Source organism: Desulfotomaculum sp. OF05-3 (assembly GCF_003435535.1).
GTDB lineage: Bacteria > Bacillota > Clostridia > Lachnospirales > Lachnospiraceae > Pilosibacter > Pilosibacter fragilis.
On record NZ_QWGO01000005.1, the window covers coordinates 90,350 to 109,032 of the forward strand.

17 protein-coding genes and 2 pseudogenes are annotated in these 18,683 nt (G+C 42.1%); 18 read left to right on the forward strand and 1 reads right to left on the reverse strand.

All coding sequences use genetic code 11. From position 1 onward, the window contains the following. The 4 genes from DXA87_RS04415 to DXA87_RS04430 all read left to right on the forward strand — a co-directional run bounded on the left by DXA87_RS04415 (position 1) and on the right by DXA87_RS04430 (position 6,100). Positions 1 to 747: a DUF6063 family protein gene (locus DXA87_RS04415; RefSeq protein WP_117503407.1), complete on the forward strand. Its 747-nt coding sequence runs from the start codon at positions 1 to 3 to the stop codon at positions 745 to 747. Next, complete coding sequence (locus DXA87_RS04420) at positions 740 to 5,299, forward strand: hypothetical protein (RefSeq protein ID WP_117503408.1); 4,560 nt, start codon at positions 740 to 742, stop codon at positions 5,297 to 5,299. The genes DXA87_RS04415 and DXA87_RS04420 overlap by 8 nt, the downstream gene beginning before the upstream one ends. A 43-nt stretch (positions 5,300 to 5,342) precedes the next feature. Next, entirely contained in the window at positions 5,343 to 5,684 is a 342-nt protein-coding gene (locus tag DXA87_RS04425; RefSeq protein ID WP_117470060.1) for an arsenate reductase family protein, read from the forward strand. A 95-nt stretch (positions 5,685 to 5,779) separates the two neighbouring features. Then, entirely contained in the window at positions 5,780 to 6,100 is a 321-nt protein-coding gene (locus DXA87_RS04430; protein ID WP_117503409.1) for a nucleotide pyrophosphohydrolase, read from the forward strand. A 122-nt stretch (positions 6,101 to 6,222) separates the two neighbouring features. Here DXA87_RS04430 and DXA87_RS04435 read toward each other — a convergent pair whose 3' ends face one another. Then, a complete protein-coding gene (locus tag DXA87_RS04435) occupies positions 6,223 to 7,287 on the reverse strand; it encodes a P1 family peptidase (protein ID WP_117503410.1) in 1,065 nt (354 codons plus the stop codon). Positions 7,288 to 7,602: 315 nt separating this feature from the next. On the opposite strand from DXA87_RS04435, the gene DXA87_RS04440 reads away from it, so the two are divergent. The 14 genes and pseudogenes from DXA87_RS04440 (at position 7,603) to tnpB (ending at position 18,680) form a co-directional block, all read left to right on the forward strand. After that, entirely contained in the window at positions 7,603 to 8,220 is a 618-nt protein-coding gene (locus tag DXA87_RS04440) for a Fic family protein (protein WP_117470131.1), read from the forward strand. Positions 8,221 to 8,254: 34 nt separating this feature from the next. Continuing rightward, positions 8,255 to 9,145 carry a Fic family protein gene (locus DXA87_RS04445; RefSeq protein WP_117503411.1) on the forward strand — a complete coding sequence of 297 codons (891 nt, stop codon included), beginning with the start codon at positions 8,255 to 8,257 and terminating at the stop codon, positions 9,143 to 9,145. Positions 9,146 to 9,274: 129 nt separating this feature from the next. Further along, entirely contained in the window at positions 9,275 to 10,321 is a 1,047-nt protein-coding gene (locus DXA87_RS04450) for a hypothetical protein (protein WP_117503412.1), read from the forward strand. Between the two features lie 8 nt (positions 10,322 to 10,329). After that, a pseudogene (locus DXA87_RS18335) lies at positions 10,330 to 10,542 on the forward strand (site-specific integrase); the annotation flags it as partial. Between the two features lie 311 nt (positions 10,543 to 10,853). Further along, complete coding sequence (locus DXA87_RS04460) at positions 10,854 to 11,318, forward strand: hypothetical protein (protein WP_117503413.1); 465 nt, start codon at positions 10,854 to 10,856, stop codon at positions 11,316 to 11,318. 115 nt (positions 11,319 to 11,433) lie between these two features. Continuing rightward, positions 11,434 to 12,330 carry an ankyrin repeat domain-containing protein gene (locus DXA87_RS04465; RefSeq protein WP_015552623.1) on the forward strand — a complete coding sequence of 299 codons (897 nt, stop codon included), beginning with the start codon at positions 11,434 to 11,436 and terminating at the stop codon, positions 12,328 to 12,330. Positions 12,331 to 12,545: 215 nt separating this feature from the next. Then, on the forward strand, positions 12,546 to 12,914 hold the full coding sequence (locus DXA87_RS04470) for a resolvase (protein ID WP_117503414.1): 369 nt from the start codon (positions 12,546 to 12,548) through the stop codon (positions 12,912 to 12,914). A 3-nt stretch (positions 12,915 to 12,917) separates the two neighbouring features. Further along, positions 12,918 to 13,046, forward strand: coding sequence for a hypothetical protein (locus tag DXA87_RS18610; RefSeq protein ID WP_015552622.1), 129 nt, complete (start codon positions 12,918 to 12,920; stop codon positions 13,044 to 13,046). Beyond that, positions 13,039 to 14,190: an IS91 family transposase gene (locus DXA87_RS04475; RefSeq protein ID WP_117503415.1), complete on the forward strand. Its 1,152-nt coding sequence runs from the start codon at positions 13,039 to 13,041 to the stop codon at positions 14,188 to 14,190. The genes DXA87_RS18610 and DXA87_RS04475 overlap by 8 nt, the downstream gene beginning before the upstream one ends. 360 nt (positions 14,191 to 14,550) lie before the next feature. After that, complete coding sequence (locus DXA87_RS04480) at positions 14,551 to 15,930, forward strand: hypothetical protein (RefSeq protein ID WP_117503416.1); 1,380 nt, start codon at positions 14,551 to 14,553, stop codon at positions 15,928 to 15,930. Between the two features lie 489 nt (positions 15,931 to 16,419). After that, positions 16,420 to 16,911: a low molecular weight protein-tyrosine-phosphatase gene (locus tag DXA87_RS04485; RefSeq protein ID WP_117470051.1), complete on the forward strand. Its 492-nt coding sequence runs from the start codon at positions 16,420 to 16,422 to the stop codon at positions 16,909 to 16,911. 102 nt (positions 16,912 to 17,013) lie between these two features. Then, the gene (tnpA, locus tag DXA87_RS04490; RefSeq protein WP_242990570.1) at positions 17,014 to 17,352 is read left to right on the forward strand and encodes an IS200/IS605 family transposase; all 339 of its coding nucleotides are present in this window, start codon (positions 17,014 to 17,016) and stop codon (positions 17,350 to 17,352) included. A gap of 111 nt (positions 17,353 to 17,463) precedes the next feature. Next, a pseudogene (locus tag DXA87_RS04495) lies at positions 17,464 to 17,559 on the forward strand (transposase); the annotation flags it as partial. A 17-nt stretch (positions 17,560 to 17,576) separates the two neighbouring features. After that, positions 17,577 to 18,680, forward strand: coding sequence for an IS200/IS605 family element RNA-guided endonuclease TnpB (gene tnpB, locus DXA87_RS04500; RefSeq protein WP_117470050.1), 1,104 nt, complete (start codon positions 17,577 to 17,579; stop codon positions 18,678 to 18,680). The last annotated feature ends 3 nt before the right edge of the window (positions 18,681 to 18,683 follow it).

Below are 18,683 nucleotides of genomic sequence, written 5' to 3' on the forward strand. Positions count from 1 at the left end.
ATGGCATATGAAGCAGAGATGATCACATACAGCCAGAAAATATTTTACTACCTTTTGTGCCATGGTGCGTTAAGCGATCTGGACGCGGGAGTCAATGATCTGTACCGCGCCTATGTGGAGCACGAGGAGGTCATGAATTTAGTGAAAAATCAGGCGGAGATTGCAGATTGTAAGATCGAGAGATATGGAACCACGATCTATCTGATGCCGGATATCGACAATAAATACCTTGGATTTACGAAGGCAGATCTGAAAAAAGAATTATGTAAACCCAATGCCACGGACCGGGACTACTATCTGGCTCAGTTTGTGATCCTGACGCTGCTTGCAGAATTCTATGACGGGCAGGGAAGCACCAGCAAATCCAGAGAATTCCTGAAACTCGGAGAGCTGCAGAATATCGTGTCAGAGCGGTTGAAGGCGGGACTCGCGCTTGAACAGGAGAGGGAGCAGGATGGAACAAATCTTTACACCGAGATGTACGAAACGGTTCTGGATTATAAGAGCATGAGTGAAGCTTATGAAGCGTTAAAGAGTGTGGAGGCAGGCAGCCGGTCAAAGTATACGAAGGAAGGATATGTGAGCATTATCTGCAATTTTCTGGACCGGCAGGGGCTGATCATCTTTATCCCGGAAGATGAGATGATCAAGACCACAGCAAAACTCGACAACATTATGGAATACAAGATCCTGAACAAGGAAAATTACGCAAGGATCATGGAGACATTGGGGGAGACACATGAGTAAGATATCGCGGATCCGGATTTTAAACCTGAATTACAATAATAATACCATAAAGATCGACGACGAAACCTTTGATCTCGGTGGTCAGAATACGCTGATCTCCCTGCGCAACGGCGGTGGGAAAAGCGTACTGGTGCAGATGATCGTGAGTCTTTTTGTGAACCGGACATACCGGGATTTCGGAGATCGGCCGTTTAAGAGTTATTTTACGACGAACCGTCCGACGTTCCTCATGACGGAATGGATCCTTGACAATGGAATCGATCGTTTTCTGGCGGGGATGATGGTGCGGAAAAACCAGAAGGAAGATAATGACACGGAAGAGCTGGAAATGTACACATTTACCGGGAGCTATTCGAATGGCTGTAAATATGACCTTGACAATCTTCCAATCATTCGACAGGACGGAAATAAAAAGATCCTGAAGGGCTTCGGAGAATGCAAAAATCTTCTGGAAGAGATCAGCAGGAATGAACCGGGAGATTTCCGACTGTATGATATGGCGAGCCAGTACGGGAGACGCCAGTATTTTTCCACACTCCGCCAGTATCAGATCAACAATAAGGAATGGGAGAGCATTATCCGGAAGGTAAACCAGAAGGAGTCCGGACTTTCGGAGCTGTTCCAGAACGCTAAGGATGAAAAGGATCTGGTGGAAAACTGGTTTCTGCGTCCCATCGAGGATAAATTAAATCAGGAAAAGAATAAGATCGACGAGTTCCGGAAGCTGGCATTCCAGTTTATTGAACAGTACCGGAGCAATCAGTCGAAGATCCGCCGCAAGGGGATCATTGAACAGTATTTTGAGGACACGAAACCGCTGAAAAATATGATTGATGATTATGCGCAGAAAGACCGGGACGCTGTGAACCTAAGAACAGAGATAATCCTCTATGCGAAATCGCTCCGGAAAGAACTGGATCGGCTGCAGACAGAGATTGCTGCCGGTCAGGAGAAGTTCGAACAGATCGAGAGAGAGCAGAGACAGATCGTTTATGAACAGCTCTCCTACCAGATCTATCTCAGTGAGGACCAGAAAACAGAGATCCTTTCACAGAGAGCGCAGCAGGAGATCGAGATCACAAGACTCACGTCTCTGAAAAATCATCTGCTGCGGAAGATCGATACGTATGATCTTCATAAGATCTATCTGGAATTAAAGGACTTTGAACGCCAGAAGGCGGAGGTGGACGCGAAACTTCAGGTACTTTTACAGAAAACGGAAGAATCGAAGGATGAGATCGAGAAGATCGGATGCCGCTTATATGCGCTGTATTCGGAAAATGCCAAAAAGCTGAAGGATCAGAGACAGTCGGAGGAGGAAACACTTGCGGAAACGGAAAGAGCCCGGGAAAATGCACAACGGGAGCGGGACGAGAAGGAGCGGGAGATCCGGAAATTAAGCGGAGATATTGGAGCGAAAGAGAGCAGAGTCAGGAGCTATGATGAGGTGGAAGACTCCTTTAACAGGGAGTTTGGCGCCGACCTCAGGAGAAATCTCCTTGGGCTTTATGAAGATGGAGCGCTGGAGATTTTCCGGAAGGAGATCGATGCGGGACTGCAGGAGAAGAAAAATAAGTCGGTGAAATACGCCCGGAAACTTATGGAACAGGAACAGACCCGGAAAAAGCTTTCGCAGGAAGCTTCGGACGGAACTGTGACGTTAAATGACATTGCCCATAAGTTAGACCATGTTTCTGAGAAACTTGCAGATCTGGAAAGACAAAAAACGGAACGTCTGCGGATCATGAAATATGCCAATGTGGACGAAGAACATCTTGACAGAAGAGATCTGATCCTGGATCAGCTTGACGGAAAGATCAGGGAACTGGATGTCGCGAGAAGCAGACTGATTCGGAAAAAGGGGGATCAGGAAAAACATTTCAGACAGTTAAAAGAGGGAAAGATCACGGAGCTTCCGGAAAACATCAGGACTTATATGGAGCAGAACGGGATCGACCTTGTATACGGAATGGAATGGCTCTCAAAAAATGGCAGGACAGCCGAAGAAAATGCCGAACTTGTGAAGAAGAATCCGTTTATTCCCTACTCGATCCTGATGGAACGGTCGATCCTTGAGCGATTTCAAAAGAACGGGGAGGAATTATATACAAGCTTCCCGATCCCGATCATCGTGAAGGAAGAGCTGGAACAGGAGCAGGAACATGTGGATCCCAGGTTTGCGGATTATGGGAATGTACATTTTTATGTCATGTTCAACACACATCTTCTTGACCGGGAGGAGCTGGAAAAGATTCTGGAGAAGATCCGCCGGGAGATCGAAGATCTGAAAAAGGCGGTGGAGGACAAGGACGCCGATCTTGAGACCTACAGAAACTACCGGAGTGTGGTTGAAAATCAGACGTTCAGTATAATTCTCTGTCAGCAGACAGAAAAAGAGATCAGTAGTCTGAAGGATGAGAGGACAGCCTTAAAAGGACGTCTGGAAGAGATCTATCGGGAGCAGAGCAGGCTGGAAGAGGAGAAAAAAGAGATCGAAACGCTTGCGGATACGGTAAAGGAACAGATCGACGGCTTAAAGAGAATGGACGTACAGTTTGAGATCCTCCTAAAAAAATATGATCAGTATGAGACGGACCGGACAAGTCTGGAACGCCTGAAAAAGGAGAATCATGAGCTTACGGAGAAGCAGACAGCGCTTTCCGTGCGTCTGGGTGAACTCCGGGAACAGGAGATGGGACTTAGGGCACTGGTGAAGGAATTTGCGGAGAAGATCGACCGCGAGGAGAAGAAACAGGCGGAATTTGAAGAGATCGCGAGAACAGCGGAGAACAGGGATTTGTCTTCCTTGGAGCAGATGACTTCGGAAGAGCTGGAAGCGAGATACTATGCGCTGACAAAGGTGATATCGGACAGTGTGGAAGAGCTTAAAAAGTCACAGACGGACTGGATCGGAAGAATCAGCGGGAAGAGGACGGAGCTCAAAAAGAAAAATGAGGACAGTCAGATTCCGGAGAAAGAATACCAGAGTCTCGTGTGCCCGGAAGAACAGTATGACGCATGGAAACGGCAGAAAAAGCAGACGGAGAGGGAACTCAACAAAGAGAATGAAGAAAATACGGCTCTTGGAAGAAAAGAAGGTGCGCTGACAACAACGATCACGCTCTATATGAGGAATCTGAAAAAGGAAACCGGATATGAGCAGCCGGCAGAGAGAAAGACGATCACAGATACGGAATTCGAAAAACGTCTGAATCTCAAGGAATATGAGCTTACGGCACATCAGAAGAAATTGAGTCAGCTTCGGGAGAGAAATATACAGATAGCTTCGCAGGCGGCAGGCGTGGAGGAATATGTGGATGAGCCGATTCCTGCAGAGTTGATTTCTGGAGATGGCCTGAGTTCCGCAGATGAACGGATGTCTGTGGAGCGTTCGATCGCGTCAGGTGGTCTGATTCCAGAGAGTGGGGCTGACGCGTATTCGGAAACCGGAGAGAATAAAATTCTTTTGTCCATTCAGGAGCGGATCCCGGATGTGCGGAATGAGGAAATGGATGTCATAAAAGGGTACCAGAAGGAGATCCGCAGGAAGATTACGGAGAGTTCCAAGGCACTGGACCGGTGCAGGGGTGACGTATCAGAGATAATCCGTGAGATTGCGTCCGGAAAAACGTACGCGGATGATTACTTTAAGAAGACTTTCGAAAGTCTGCTCTCCCAGACAGCCAGCCCGCGGAATCTGTTCAGGCAGTTTGAAATGAACCGGCAGGCGTACGAAAATCAGCTGGAAAAACTGAAGATCGATCTCGCCCATATCGATGACGAACAGAAAAATCTGGAAATGATGTTTCTGGAATACGTTGAGCAGATCAATGCGAATATCGGCATGATCGATAAGAACTCTACGATCTCTGTGAGGGGAAGAAATCTGAAGATGCTGCGGATCCAGGTGCCTGACTGGGAGACGGAGAGAGAGCATTTCCGGCTGAAGCTGCATGACTATTTTGAAAATATCGTGAAGCTTGGAATCGAGACGATCGAAAAAAATGGAAACCTGACAGAGTTTCTGGGAAGAGTGATCACCACCAGAAAACTGTATGACGATGTTGCAGGGATCCAGAACGTGAAGATCCGGCTGTACAAGATCGAGGCGGAGCGCGAAGTGCCGATCTCCTGGTCCGAGGTATCCGCCAACTCCGGCGGCGAAGGTTTCCTGTCCGCCTTCGTGATCCTGACCTGCCTTTTAAGCTATATGCGGCGCGATGAGACGGATCTCTTTACCTCCGGTGAGGAAGGGAAAGTCCTGATCATGGACAACCCGTTTGCCCAGACAAATGCGGAGCATCTCTTAAAACCCCTGATCGAGATGGCAAAAAAGACAAACACGCAGCTGATCTGTCTTTCCGGATTGGGCGGCGATTCCATCTACAACCGGTTTGACAATATCTATGTACTAAAGCTTGTCGAATCCAGTATCCGGAATGGGGTACAGAGAGTGGATGTGACCCATATGAAGGGTGAGGAGACGAAACGGATGGTATTGTCGGAGTTTAAGATGGAGCAGATGAGTTTGTTTGAGATGATGGAAGAGTAATAGCCAGGGCATATTTCCAGGACAGAAAAGGAGTAAGAATGTTTTGAACATACAGATTTTTGGCACAAAAAAGTGCAATGATACAAAGAAGGCGGAGCGTTTTTTTAAAGAGCGCGGTATCAAATACCAGTTTATTGACATGAAAGAGAAGGGAATGAGCAAAGGCGAGTTTCGTTCAGTTGCAGAGGTCAACGGCGGAATCGAAAATATGGTCAACTGGGATGGAAAAGATAAGGATACGCTTGCACTGATCAAGTATATCGCGGATGAGGATAAGTTAGAGAAGATTCTGGAAAATCCGTCCGTGATCAGGACGCCGGTTGTAAGAAACGGGAAACAGTCCACACTGGGGTATCAGCCGGAGGTGTGGAAGGAATGGAAGTAGTAAGCGGCAGATAGGAGCAGGATAGGAACGGTTTATCTGCTCATGCTCAGAACACAACTGAAATGAGATCATTTACTGGAAAAGAGGAAATTTTTATGAAACAGGAAACCATAGACAGAATCCGCAAATTCACCGATGACCGCGACTGGGAGCAGTTCCATTCTGCCGCGAACCTTGCGAAATCCATCGTCATCGAGGCAGCAGAACTCCTGGAGTGCTTCCAGTGGAACGATGAGGAGTATGACCTGCAGCATGTAAAAGAGGAGCTGGCGGATGTGATCGTATACTCCCAGAACCTTTTGGACAAGCTGGGACTTGACGTGGATGAGATCGTGAATATGAAGATGGGGATGAACGAGAGAAAGTATCCGGTGGAGAAGGCGAAGGGGAAGTCGGCGAAGTATGATTGCTTGTGAAAGAGTGTAGATATCGCCCAATGGACTGATTCTGAACAGAGGTTATCGCTGGGCATTTAGAATGAAAGAAGCACCAGAACCGGTGAAATGCCGGAAATGGTGCTTCAAGTCTATTTTGAGGTTCAGGCTTCCCTGTCCTTAAGATATTCTGCAAGACTGTAATACAGCTCTCCCTCTCTTCCGCGTGTCTGTTTTGCTGCCGTCATGGAATTTAAGATCGCTTCCTGTTCGGCTTCCGCCGCAGCAAGAAAAGCCCGGTTGATCACATGCTCCGGAATTGCTGATATCTGGAGCAGTTCCTCCTCGCGACCGGATGGGATCCGATTTGCGGTTGTAAAGCCGATCATGACTTCCCCGCTTCCATGTCCCGTATAACCGCCGGTTCGTGCGATGCCGACCCCTGTTCTTTTCAGGATCCGTTTGAGCTGACGGCTTGTCAATGGGAGATCGGTAGCCAGAATGCTCATGATCGAACCTTTGTCTTCTTCGGATGCAGCCATATCATTCTTTTCCTGCTTCCATTCCAGAATTTTTGGACCAACAGCTTCTCCGTTCAGCACAAAGTCTTCGGTTGCACCAAAGTTTGACTGAACCAGAACGCCGATGGTGTATTCCTTTTCACCAATACAGATCACGCGGGACGCAGATCCGATTCCGCCCTTCATGCCGTAGCAGATGGTACCGGCGCCGGCGCCGACATCCCCTTCTTCGAACTCCTCGGCAGCGACCGCAAAAGCCTGCCGCACTTCTTTTTCACCAACTGCACGTTTCTGGATCTGGTTGATCCGGCAGTCATTGCACTCGCCAACGACCGGATTAATGCTCATTGGTTCCAGCCCATCATTCTGGCACTGCTCGATCACGATACCGGCAAGTGCATCCCAAACCTTTCCGACATTTAACGTATTTGTAAGGGCAATCGGTGTTTCAAGAGTCCCAAGCTCTTCTACCTGTACCAGACCGGCACTTTTTCCAAATCCATTGTGGACATAGGCTGCCGCCGTATAGTGATTTGCAAATGCATTGTCCGGTCCAGGGATGATCACGGTCACACCGGTATGATTTTCTTCTGTGTTCACAGTACAGTGTCCTACCAGTACACCAGGTACATCCGTAATCGCATTTCTTTTTCCTGTTTTCACTCTTCCGGGTACGATTCCAAAGTCCCGAATCCGTTTTTTCTCCACGTTGCTTTCCTCCTTGGATTTTGTCGGCTATTTCTAATGATTGTATCATAGTTTGTGAGAAATAAAAACAGGATGAGGGGAATTTTCACACCAATCGTATTTATAGGATATTTTATTTACCAACATCCAACGGTGAAATGTTGTCGATAAGCACTTTGCCATTTTTTATGTTAATAGGAAGGAAGAACTATTAAATACGGCAAAATAAAAGTTGAATATTCATAATAAAATGGATTTATTGCCGATATTATGGTATACTTATAAAAATAGATTTGTGACTGGAAAAGTGATCGCATGAAGAATGTGAGGGAAACTATGCTTGAAAATAAATTAGGTATTACAGATTCTACAGAATTAGCAAGAATGGAAGAAAGAATCAGTAAGCAAAAAGCGCTTGAAATGTTTGAAAGTGGCTTTTTTGAGACATTAGAACCAGGGACTTATAAAAGTCTTGCGATGATCCATCAATGTCTTTTTGATGAGATTTATGATTTTGCCGGTAAATTACGAAAGGTTAATATTTCAAAAGGAAATTTTAGATTTGCTCCGCTGATGTATTTGGAAACAGCGTTACAGAATATAGACAAAATGCCACAGTCAACTTTTGATGAAATTGTCGAAAAATATGTTGAAATGAACGTGGCTCATCCGTTCCGAGAGGGAAATGGGAGAAGTACAAGAATATGGCTTGACTTGATGTTGAAAAAAGAAATCGGCTATGTGGTTGACTGGAGCAAGGTGGATAAAGAAGATTATCTGCTTGCCATGGAGCGAAGTCCTATCAAAGATATCGAAATAAAGTTTCTTCTGAAAAATGCACTTACGGATCATGTAAATGATCGAGAAATTTATATGAAGGGTATTGATCACAGTTATTACTATGAAGGTTATTATGTGTTTAAGATGGAAAATTTGACGGACACAAAGGATTAACTTGATTTAACGTTAGAAAAGTGGAGGGATATGGATGCAATATCGTTCAGTTAATGAAATAGCGAAAAAATGGAATGTGTCGGAACGAAGCGTTCGAAATTACTGCGCCCAGGGGCGTGTGAACGGTGCGTTTCTTACCGGCAAGACATGGAATATTCCCGAAAATGCAGAGAAGCCGGAGCGTTCCAATAAAAAGAAAGAACAGCCGATTACCTTGCTGGATATTTTGCAGGAGCAGAAGGTAAGTAAGTATTCCGGAGGCATTTACCATAAGACACAGATTGATTTAACATATACCTCCAATCATATCGAGGGCAGCCGTCTGACCCATGATCAGACCAGATACATCTTTGAAACCAATACCATTGGTGTAGAAAAAGAAGTGCTGAATGTGGACGATGTGATTGAAACAGCAAATCACTTCCGTTGTATTGATATGATTATTGGTCATGCAAAGGCAGCACTGACAGAGAAGTTTATCAAGGAACTTCACTTGATTCTGAAAAGTGGTACAAGTGATTCCAGAAAAGATTGGTTCGCTGTAGGCGATTATAAAACAATGCCGAATGAAGTTGGCGGCGTGGCAACCGCACTTCCGGAAGAAGCTGCCGATAAAATGAAGGCCTTGCTGACGGAATATAACGCCAAGGAAGAAAAGTCCTTTGAGGATATTCTGGACTTCCATGTGAAGTTTGAGCGGATCCATCCGTTCCAGAACGGCAATGGCCGTGTGGGCAGATTGATCATGTTTAAGGAGTGCCTGAAATACAATATCGTTCCGTTTATCATTGAGGATAATTTGAAGCTGTCCTATTATCGTGGATTGAAGGAATGGGACAACGAAAAAGGCTATCTGACAGATACCTGCCTGACTGCGCAGGACAAGTATAAGGAGTATTTGGATTATTTTAGGATTGCTTATTAAAAGTGGTTCAAAGAGTAAAGTAAAAGGGCAAATTCGCACTTTGAGATAATTAGATGACATACATTTTAAAGACAGGAGTAAGTACATGTTCTATACCAAATATAGATTGATAAGGATGGAATAAAAAGCATGGAGAAATTGATCTTTTCGCTGGTTTTGCTATTGACTACAAAAATCATTTATCTGATCACAGGAAGAAACCGACGGCAGATAGCGCGTATCCCCAAAGGGATGGCAATCTTATGCCAGCCGCCAGGACGACGGTATGTCGCTTATGCAGTAGGCGTATTCCAACTTCTTTTTGTTGCCTTTTTCCTCGTACTTTACATAAAAGACGGCGCACCTGCAGAAGCGCGGCTGATGTGGAGCCTGCTCGTCATAACTTCAATCTTGAGCTGCATGCTTCTGATTTTCAGCGGGAATGTGGCAGGTCGGGACTGCGTTTATTTTAACAGCAGGGAAGTCCGGATTGAAAAGCCCTTTCGCAAGTCCAGAACCTTTCAGTGGGAGGAAATCCGAAAAGTAGACGGTAACTTTGACAATGCAGTCAACTTATATCTTCTGGATGGAACCAAGGTTCTTACCGCAAGGCTCGGAATGGTAAATTATGATGTATTTTGCGATATGATCAAGAAAACATGCCCAGAAAAGATTGCCAGCTACTATCGTTCCCATATGTACGAAGAATCGCAAAAATGTATTCTGCGCTATGGCTCCGAGTATTATCTTCTGGCAGCTATGGGCATCGGCATTCTCCTGATTTATATGGCAAGTCTGGTGCCCGCAGCAGCGGAGAACAGCATCATACAGCAGTTTCTGCAGGGTGATTTCTCCCAGAAGTTTGCGCTTTGGTTTGCACCTGTCTGCGGAGTCATCAGTATCGTGTTCCTGGTCGTGATGCTCAATACAAATATCCGGTATTCACAGGAAAAAATGACCATCAAATACCCACTGCACAGAAAACGTGAACTTTACTGGAGAAACATCCAAAGAATCGAAATGGCTGCAGTGGAAAAAACGGAAAAAGCGGAATGGATGAAGCTGCGGCTGTACACACGGGAAGGTACTTACAAGATCAGTTTCAAATTCCTGACACATGGAAAAGATGAATTTTTATCCATGCTTTTCAAGATGATTCAAAAATATGGAATTTCCTGCATGCAAACAGATAAATAAACAGAGTTAAGACGGAGATCGGAGCGACTAAGCGAAAGAAAATCCGTACTGTGGACTTCTGCGACACACTGGCGGCAATTCTTAAGACAGCCAAAGCCGAACAGCACAAAAACTGCTTCCGATACGGAGAACTGTACAGCCTCAACTATTACAGTGAGGTCAAAGAAAAAGACTGTACTTATTACGAGGTGTACAGTCTGCCGAGAACGGAAGAAGTCCCTGAGGGATATATTGCCAGATAAAATAAATGCACTTTGGGAATAGATTCTTTTGTTAGTTATATGACGAACAGTACATAAGCCTTGAGGTTTAAGGAGACAGAATGGTATATTGTGATTTCAGTAATAGTTTATATAAACAAAAGATACGATTATCGGAGATGCAGATTATTTTACAGCGTTAAATGATGTTGAAAAATATGCTCTCGATTCAAAGAAAGATAGCGTTTTAGTTAAGGGACTTTCATTAAGTGAATTGGAAAGTTTAAGGGGATAAACATTTCAATCAAATTGAAATTTGCGAAGGAAGTGCAATGATAGAATTAAATTCTAAGATTAAGAATGCTCTAATTAAAATTGGCTTTATTGAGCGATATGAAGAATTATCTAATAAATTTAATGCTAAAAGAACACCTTCAAGTAATCGTTTGGCTTATATTGATAGTGAAGAGGTCATGGAGATAATTCAAAATTTAGGCTATTCTCCGGTGTTTGATGTAAAAGAAAAATTTTATAAAATCAAGGAAGAACAAATTGGAAAGATTACTTTGGAAGTTCATATTATTCTGAGATATGGAATGGTAGATTTAGTTTGGATAGTCAGAGAAAATGGAGAATTGCTTCTTGGGGCTCCTTGGGGAACATATTCAAGGAGACTTATTGATAATAATTACAGGATAAAAAAACCTATCATAGGAACATATGAGGATTTAGAAGAAATTTTGAAAATTACTTTTAAAATGTATGAAGACTTTAAGAGTACATTAACTGGTAATTAGCTTATTTAGCCATTCTGGCAAAAGATTAAAACTAGAAGGATATAAACAAGCATCATTAGCTGTATTTTATGTCAAATTATATAAATATATGATTTGTATACGAGGATAGAGAACAATGAATTCTGATATGACAAAGTATTGTTATCAACATTTTGAAAATGCTTACAATATTGGGTGGAATACAAATTTTGATAGTACAGTGGAAAGTAAAGAGACATTTAATTCAATATTCATAGAAAAGTTGACTTCTTATTGTGAGAATCCATTAAATAGCGACTTGAATGGTGTATGTCGTGAAACAGAGATTGATGGAAAAAAGTATGTAAAAGGGTTTGGAGAAATACGTATCATTGATTTAAAAAAGAAAATAAGATATGCAGCTCCTAATGTTATTATAGATGATATATTAAGTGGAAAATATATACCGCCAATAGAATTTATCGATGCAGTTTTAACAGGACCGACTTTTGATTCTGAAGAATATCAGGAATTTTATTTGAATTATTCGGAAAAAAACTTTTGGGGAGAAAACGAAGAAAATTTTGAAAAAATAGCTAAGGTATTGGAATTGGCAGGAGATTTGGAGGGCTTTAAAGATTATATTTTGAATAACGATTTAATAAATATAGTTGTCCCTGAAGGTTCGTTACTTAATTATGCAATCACAGAAGGGAAAGAAAAGGAAGCACTTTGGCTTATTGAAAATGGTATAGATATTAATGCTTTTGACGGTTTGGAACTTATGACGGCAATAAAAAAGAACAATAATATAATTGCAAAAAAATTAATAGATGAAGGTATTGTTATTAATAGTAGAGAGATGAACGATAATCCTTTAGTTAGTGCGATTCGTTTTTCAAATGCCTTTCTTGTAGAGGAACTTATGAAAAATTACAGGGATTTGATAGTAGCTTATTCAAACGAATATGTAAGAAATTGTAGTGTTTTAGATATTGCTGAAAGAACGAAAAATGAAAAAATAATAAATATAGTTAAGAAGTATTTAGTATGATCTATTGATGTTAACATAAATTCAAAAAATTTGATAATAGTTGCTTTTCAGGTTTAAGTTCGTAAGAGAATAATAATTTTTTGATATGTTTATAGGTTGCTATGGAGATTAAACTAATAGAACAATTAGGACTTAATGATTTAGATGTAGTGGAAGCGTTGATAGATGATTTAGAAAATGCCGTAAGTTTATTTAATTGATTGGAAAATATAAATGTGAGTAAAAATGTAAGAGAGTTTTTTGAAAAAATGCAAGAATTTTTTCCATCAACGAAGAATGCATACATTGAAAGTGTAAAAGAATATGGAGAAGTATTAGAAACAGTTGTAATAGAAGATATTTTTATGCCGGAGCTTTTAACATTATTAGCTAAGAATGAAGATGCTGAATTATTAAGCAATATGTTTAATTATTTTGAAGAAATATTAAATAAGAATGATTCACATTTGATTAATATTTTTTCTGTTACTGTGTTAGAAATTTTAGGAAATGATAAGGCAATTCTAAAGGTGGCTAAGCAATATATGGGGGAAAAAACTGCATTGCTCCAAATGAAAGTTGATAACGAATTGGGAAGATTATAAAAAATGGCGTCCCAGCTTGGACTTCCGTTAGTGCCGGACACTAGCTATTATTATCCCCGTTTTTATCTTGGACTGCTGGAAGGCGAGTATAGTGGTCCTTTTGACAGAAAGGATGGTACAGCCAATGGATAAGCCCACAGTACAGGATATTTTTCATCGTTTTTATCCGGCATACCTTGATCAATATTCACCTTCCCCTGTACAGGCAAAGGTTGCACATAACATCATGAACTGCAAGACCGGTGCCTATGGTGCAAATGTATGTGTATGTGAGGATTGTGGCTTCATACAGATTCATTACAATTCCTGCCGTAACTGTTGCTGCCCCATGTGTCAGGCTGTTCCGAAAGAAATGTGGATGGATGCACGCAGAGAGGATGTCCTTGATGCTCCTTATTTCCATCTGGTTTTTACGGTTCCTGATATTTTAAACCCTGTCATTTACAGCAACCAGAGACTTCTTTATGATGCCTTATACCATGCAGCTTCTTCCACAATCAGCGAACTGACTGCCGACCCAAAACATCTCGGCACAAAGGTGGGATACATCTGCATTTTACATACATGGGGTTCTGAAATGAACTTTCATCCCCACATTCATACCATCCTGCTGGGTGGAGGACTGGCTTCCAACAACCAGTGGAAGGACAATGGTGAAAATTTCTTTCTTCCCATCCGGGTCATCTCCAAAGTGTTCCGCGGAAAATATCTGGAGGAACTAAAGAGGCTGTGGGAAGAGGATAAGCTGGTATTTCATGGTACTGCAGAAAAATTTCGTAACCATTATACGTTCAAGGAGCTTTTAGATTCCTGTTATGGTATGGACTGGATTCCTCATTGTAAAAAGACATTCAATGGTGCTCAAACAGTAATGAAATACCTTGGTAAGTATACTCATCGCATTGCCGTCAGCAATCACCGCATCGTCCGTATGGATGATGATACCGTTACATTCTTAGTAAAGGATTACCGTAATGAGGGACAGTGGAAGGAACTGACCATTTCGGGTGTAGAGTTTGTCCGGCGGTTTCTCATGCATGTACCACCAAGGCGTTTTGTCCGCATCAGGCACTACGGACTGCTATGTTTCCGTACTAAAAACCAGAAGCTCACCCTTTGCAGAAATTTACTTGGATGTAAGAAGTATCTTTCAAAGCTTCGTGACATGGAAATGCCTGAAATATTGGAACATCTTTATGGCATCAAAGTCTGTGCGTGTAAAGCATGTGGTGGGCATCTCGGAAAGCCACAGATGAGAATGCCACTGCGCTGCTAAAGAGCAACATCTAATACTTTCAAAAGCCTCAGTTTCTGAGGTTTTATCGTCATGCCCATTTGCCTGTTTTTTATAAAATGTTGTAGCTTTCATACCGAGAATCATATATAATCATGGACAGGAACAAAGAATTGAAAGTCCATAGGTTGCGGCTACCCGGACGCTCACTTTGTTCAATTAGGTCAACTCGAAAATGGTGTAAACGAAGGGGCAGTTCTCTGCAATGTCAAAACTGCTTTTTCGTTTACCCCATCATCGATTGTAACCTAAAGAATTAAAGGAGACATTTTTAATGACTATGAACAAGGGTGTTTCCGTAAGAATAAACAGGATAAATCTCAATAGGGAGAAGAGTGAAAAATGATAGAGGCGTTCTTGGATTTCTTTCAATTATATACGATGGATGCCGATTATTTACCAGACTTTTGGCTTACAATGATACTTCTTTATCTGAATGCAGGTCTGTATCTTAACGACCTATATAATCTGGTGAAGCGCAAGTCAAAAGCGGAAACATTCAGTCTGATGGCGATACCAGGAGTCTTTGCAGTAATTTTCGTGTTGATACTATCAATTTTTGAGCATGTACCGAATCTGCAGAGCATAGCTTCACAGGCCAAACGCCTGAGCCTGCTTATAACGGCAATACAGCCACAAACGAATCTTGCGCTGCTTCTTATTGCATTTCTTTATCCGATTCTATGGGGAATCGGGCTCTTACGACAAAAGAGGCATGAACACGGCAGCCGCAAACGCTGGGTGCTGTCCTGCATTCCTGATTATATTGCATGGATCATACTGATATTGGGCATCGGTTATCACCTGTTTTTCGGGGAAAATATCCTGAATAGTGTTCTGGAAAATGCGGAGGCTGGAGATTTACTGGCCCTTTATGGCTCCCGCAGAACCTGGCTCTATATATGGATGTATGGAATTTATATCCTTGTATGCAAGGAAGCGGTGCTGCTTGTCGGCCTTTTATCTGAACTTTTGCTTATGCGGATTCCGCTTCGCTACCATAGTGGGCAGAATGCTGTTACCTTTGTCAGCTTTTATTATCTGTTTTGCCAGAATGCCATTTTTCGTGGGATTTCCCTGCTGGAAGCTGCGTTGGTGATTCCGCTTTGTGGAGTGATGCTTCGGGAAGCGGCATCGCCTTTCAGCGATTACTCGTCGACTATGATATACGCAGCCATTTTGCTGCTGACAGGCGCAGTGTTTGTCGTTCTTATCACCATTGGTCCGGTCATGCGGACACTTTCCTGCTTCGATGCATGGGGACAGCGCAAGCAGATCAGAGAGCTTTTCTGTACGGAATATTTTCTCATGCAGCCAGTTTCCAGCAACAGATCGTTCACGGTCACTCATCATTTTATCATTGACGAACAGGACGCCGCTGGTGTTTACTATCTTCCGCTTCTCACAGACATCAGCGGATGGGCCTCCCCGAGAAAGAAAGCAGGCAAATGGAAAATGCTCTCTTTCGCAGATGGCAGAACCCTTGAATTGTCAGAACACGAGGCAGAAGCCGCCAAGGAAATGCTCTCTTATGCATCCAACCGTCTCTATGCCCAGAAGATAACTGGAGAAAATTGGAGCAATAAAAACAATATGCCTGGCACAGAGGAAACCTGGAACCCACTCATAAGTCCGGCAACAACGATGTATCAGAAACTGGTCAAGATATTTTTAGGTCTGATGGTTATTCTTTTTATGATGAGCTATCAGATACTGAAGTAATTGAAAAAAGAAGAAGCAGGCAAACGAGTATATGACTATCAAGAGGGCGATTATATGAAGCTTTGGATTGAATAACATATAATTTCAAGTTTGTCGGATTGTAAAGACAGAGCCTTATGCAAGGTGCAGGAGAAAGACTCTGCTCGGGTTAAGGGCGAAGCGCCTTAGCCGGTCAAGGGTGCAACCATTGCCCAGTTAGTGGCGTTTCGCCACTAAGTACTGGGTATTGCTTGTAGCAGAGCTTCACAGGATGAAGCTTAAAATATTAAGAAAATTGATACAACTAAATGATAACCTAAGTGGAAAAAGTCTTTAGTAAAATGAGAAAATCGAGCTGTTTTACTAAGATTTTTACTAAATCTGAATGATAAGATATACGAGTTTATGCCACGATATGCGACGAAAACGAAGAAAACAATCTATCACAGCAAATCGTAGAAAGTGGTGTAAAATCAAGGAAAATCAGTATTTTCAAGGAGTTTTTAAGGCATGATAAAAATACTTTTCATATGCCTCGGCAACATCTGTCGAAGCCCACTCGCCGAGTTCTACTTTAAAGACCTCGTAGCAAAACACAACCTTTCCGCTGAATTTTATATCGAATCCGCGGCGACCTCCTATGAGGAGACCGGAAACCCGGTACATCCCGGAACGCGAAAGAAGCTGGCGGCGGCAGGTATCTCCTGCGCGGGAAAGACCGCGAGATGTATGGAGAGGGAGGATTACCGGAAATTCGATTATCTGATCGGGATGGATCAGGCAAATATCCGGAATATAACGCAGATCGCGGGCGGTGATCCCGAGAAGAAGATCTATAAGATGCTGGAATTTGCCGGGGATGGCTGGAAGGAGCTTAAAGCCGGAAAGCGGAACCCGGATAAGGTGCCGGATGTGGCGGATCCGTGGTATACCGGGAATTTTGATAATACCTGGCGGGATGTGACAGCCGGGTGTCAGGGACTTTTAAAATTTCTGTTATAGTTGTGCAAATATTTCGACTTGAAATAGGGCTACCGCAATCCCACTGGCTTTAGACGGTGGGTTAAGGTAGCCGGAAGTGGAGGTTTGTGCTATACTTGCGTTATGGGAACGTGGAAATCAAAAAACAGACACAAATATTTGTTACAGTATCATATTATTTTCGTATGCAAGTATAGAAAGAAATTGCTGATGTCAAAACAAATATCAGATGATATAAAGCAGTTTTCTTATGAGATATGTCAAAAGCATAAAGTCATTATCAGATATATGGAGGCAGATAAAGATCATATTCATTACATGATAGAAACAGAACCAACAATGTCTATCAGTAAAATAGTAAATCTGATGAAGAGTTATACAACCTATCATATTTGGAAAAGATATCCGGATTATCTACGAAAACATTTCTGGAAAGAACATAACTATTCAGTGCCTTCATAGTTACGAGCAAAAATCCATTCCAGATCAGCTTCGCTGATGGGATTTTTGCTTTCTGGCCTATGTGTTCTTACGGTCAGCGCAGCATGTGCGCAGACCTACTGAATAGTTACGAAAGAACATACTTTTTGGACGGACGGATATTTTGTCTGCAGTGTAGGAAATGTTTCAGAAGAGATGCCCCGAAAATATATAGAAAATCAAGGGTAGAAAGGTGGCGGCAGTGGGTGTTAAAAGCATATAAATACAGGATATATCCTAATAGCGAACAAAGAATTCAGATTGCAAAAACATTTGGCTGTTGCCGTTTTGTTTACAATCAGACATTGGCATATCGGAAAGAAATATACGAGAAAGAGAAAAAGTCAGTTAGTAAAACGGATTGTAATAATTACTGTAACAGAGAATTAAAGAAAGACTATGAATGGTTAAAAGCAATAGATAAATTTGCTCTGACCAACGCAATCTATAACATGGACGCCGCATATCAAAAATTCTTTAAGGAACATGCGGGATATCCGAAATTCAAGAGCAAACACGATAACCATAAATCATACACAACAAACTTCACAAATGGAAACATTGCGGTAGATTTTGAGACAGGGAAGATAAAATTGCCAAAATTAAAAGCGGTAAAAGCAAGGTTACACAGGGAATATCGTGGGCAGATTAAGTCAGCGACCGTTTCGCAGGTTTCCAGTGGAAAATACTATGTGTCCATACTTGTAGAAACGGAGCATAAGGAACTGGCACATACAAATCATAACATAGGAATCGATTTAGGAATTAAAGATTTATGTATTACTTCCGATGGGAAGGTATATGAGAATCTAAAAATCATAAAAAAATACGAGAAACAGCTTGTAAAGCTGCAAAGGCAAGTGTCACATAAAGGAAAGAGAAGCAAGAACTATTATAAAACAAAGAAAAAGATAGCATTATGCCATGAGAAAATAAGGAATATAAGAAAAGATTATCTACATAAAGTTTCACATGAGATTATTGGCGAAAACCAAGTGATAGTTTCAGAGAATTTACAGATAAAAAACATGGTAAAAAATCATCATCTGGCAAAAGCCATAAGTGATGTATCATGGTATGAGCTGACAAGACAGTTAGAGTATAAGGCAAAATGGAATGGCAGGAAATACATCAAAATAGATACATTTTATGCTAGTAGTCAATTATGTTCTGTTTGCGGGTATCAGAATCCAGATACAAAAGATTTGTCAGTGAGGACATGGATATGTCCGAAATGCGGAGCAGAACATGACAGGGATATCAATGCCGCGAAAAATATACTGACAGAAGGATTAAGACAAATAGCATAAAGA

What these genes read in the sequence shown, in the direction of transcription:
- DXA87_RS04415 (WP_117503407.1), top strand. Translation starts at nt 1, where the DNA reads ATGGCATATGAAGCAGAGATGATCACATACAGCCAGAAAATATTTTAC.
- DXA87_RS04420 (WP_117503408.1), top strand. Translation starts at nt 740, where the DNA reads ATGAGTAAGATATCGCGGATCCGGATTTTAAACCTGAATTACAATAAT.
- DXA87_RS04430 (WP_117503409.1), top strand. Translation starts at nt 5,780, where the DNA reads ATGAAACAGGAAACCATAGACAGAATCCGCAAATTCACCGATGACCGC.
- DXA87_RS04440 (WP_117470131.1), top strand. Translation starts at nt 7,603, where the DNA reads ATGCTTGAAAATAAATTAGGTATTACAGATTCTACAGAATTAGCAAGA.
- DXA87_RS04445 (WP_117503411.1), top strand. Translation starts at nt 8,255, where the DNA reads ATGCAATATCGTTCAGTTAATGAAATAGCGAAAAAATGGAATGTGTCG.
- DXA87_RS04450 (WP_117503412.1), top strand. Translation starts at nt 9,275, where the DNA reads ATGGAGAAATTGATCTTTTCGCTGGTTTTGCTATTGACTACAAAAATC.
- DXA87_RS04460 (WP_117503413.1), top strand. Translation starts at nt 10,854, where the DNA reads ATGATAGAATTAAATTCTAAGATTAAGAATGCTCTAATTAAAATTGGC.
- DXA87_RS04465 (WP_015552623.1), top strand. Translation starts at nt 11,434, where the DNA reads ATGAATTCTGATATGACAAAGTATTGTTATCAACATTTTGAAAATGCT.
- DXA87_RS18610 (WP_015552622.1), top strand. Translation starts at nt 12,918, where the DNA reads ATGGCGTCCCAGCTTGGACTTCCGTTAGTGCCGGACACTAGCTATTAT.
- DXA87_RS04475 (WP_117503415.1), top strand. Translation starts at nt 13,039, where the DNA reads ATGGATAAGCCCACAGTACAGGATATTTTTCATCGTTTTTATCCGGCA.
- DXA87_RS04480 (WP_117503416.1), top strand. Translation starts at nt 14,551, where the DNA reads ATGATAGAGGCGTTCTTGGATTTCTTTCAATTATATACGATGGATGCC.
- DXA87_RS04485 (WP_117470051.1), top strand. Translation starts at nt 16,420, where the DNA reads ATGATAAAAATACTTTTCATATGCCTCGGCAACATCTGTCGAAGCCCA.
- tnpA (WP_242990570.1), top strand. Translation starts at nt 17,014, where the DNA reads ATGGGAACGTGGAAATCAAAAAACAGACACAAATATTTGTTACAGTAT.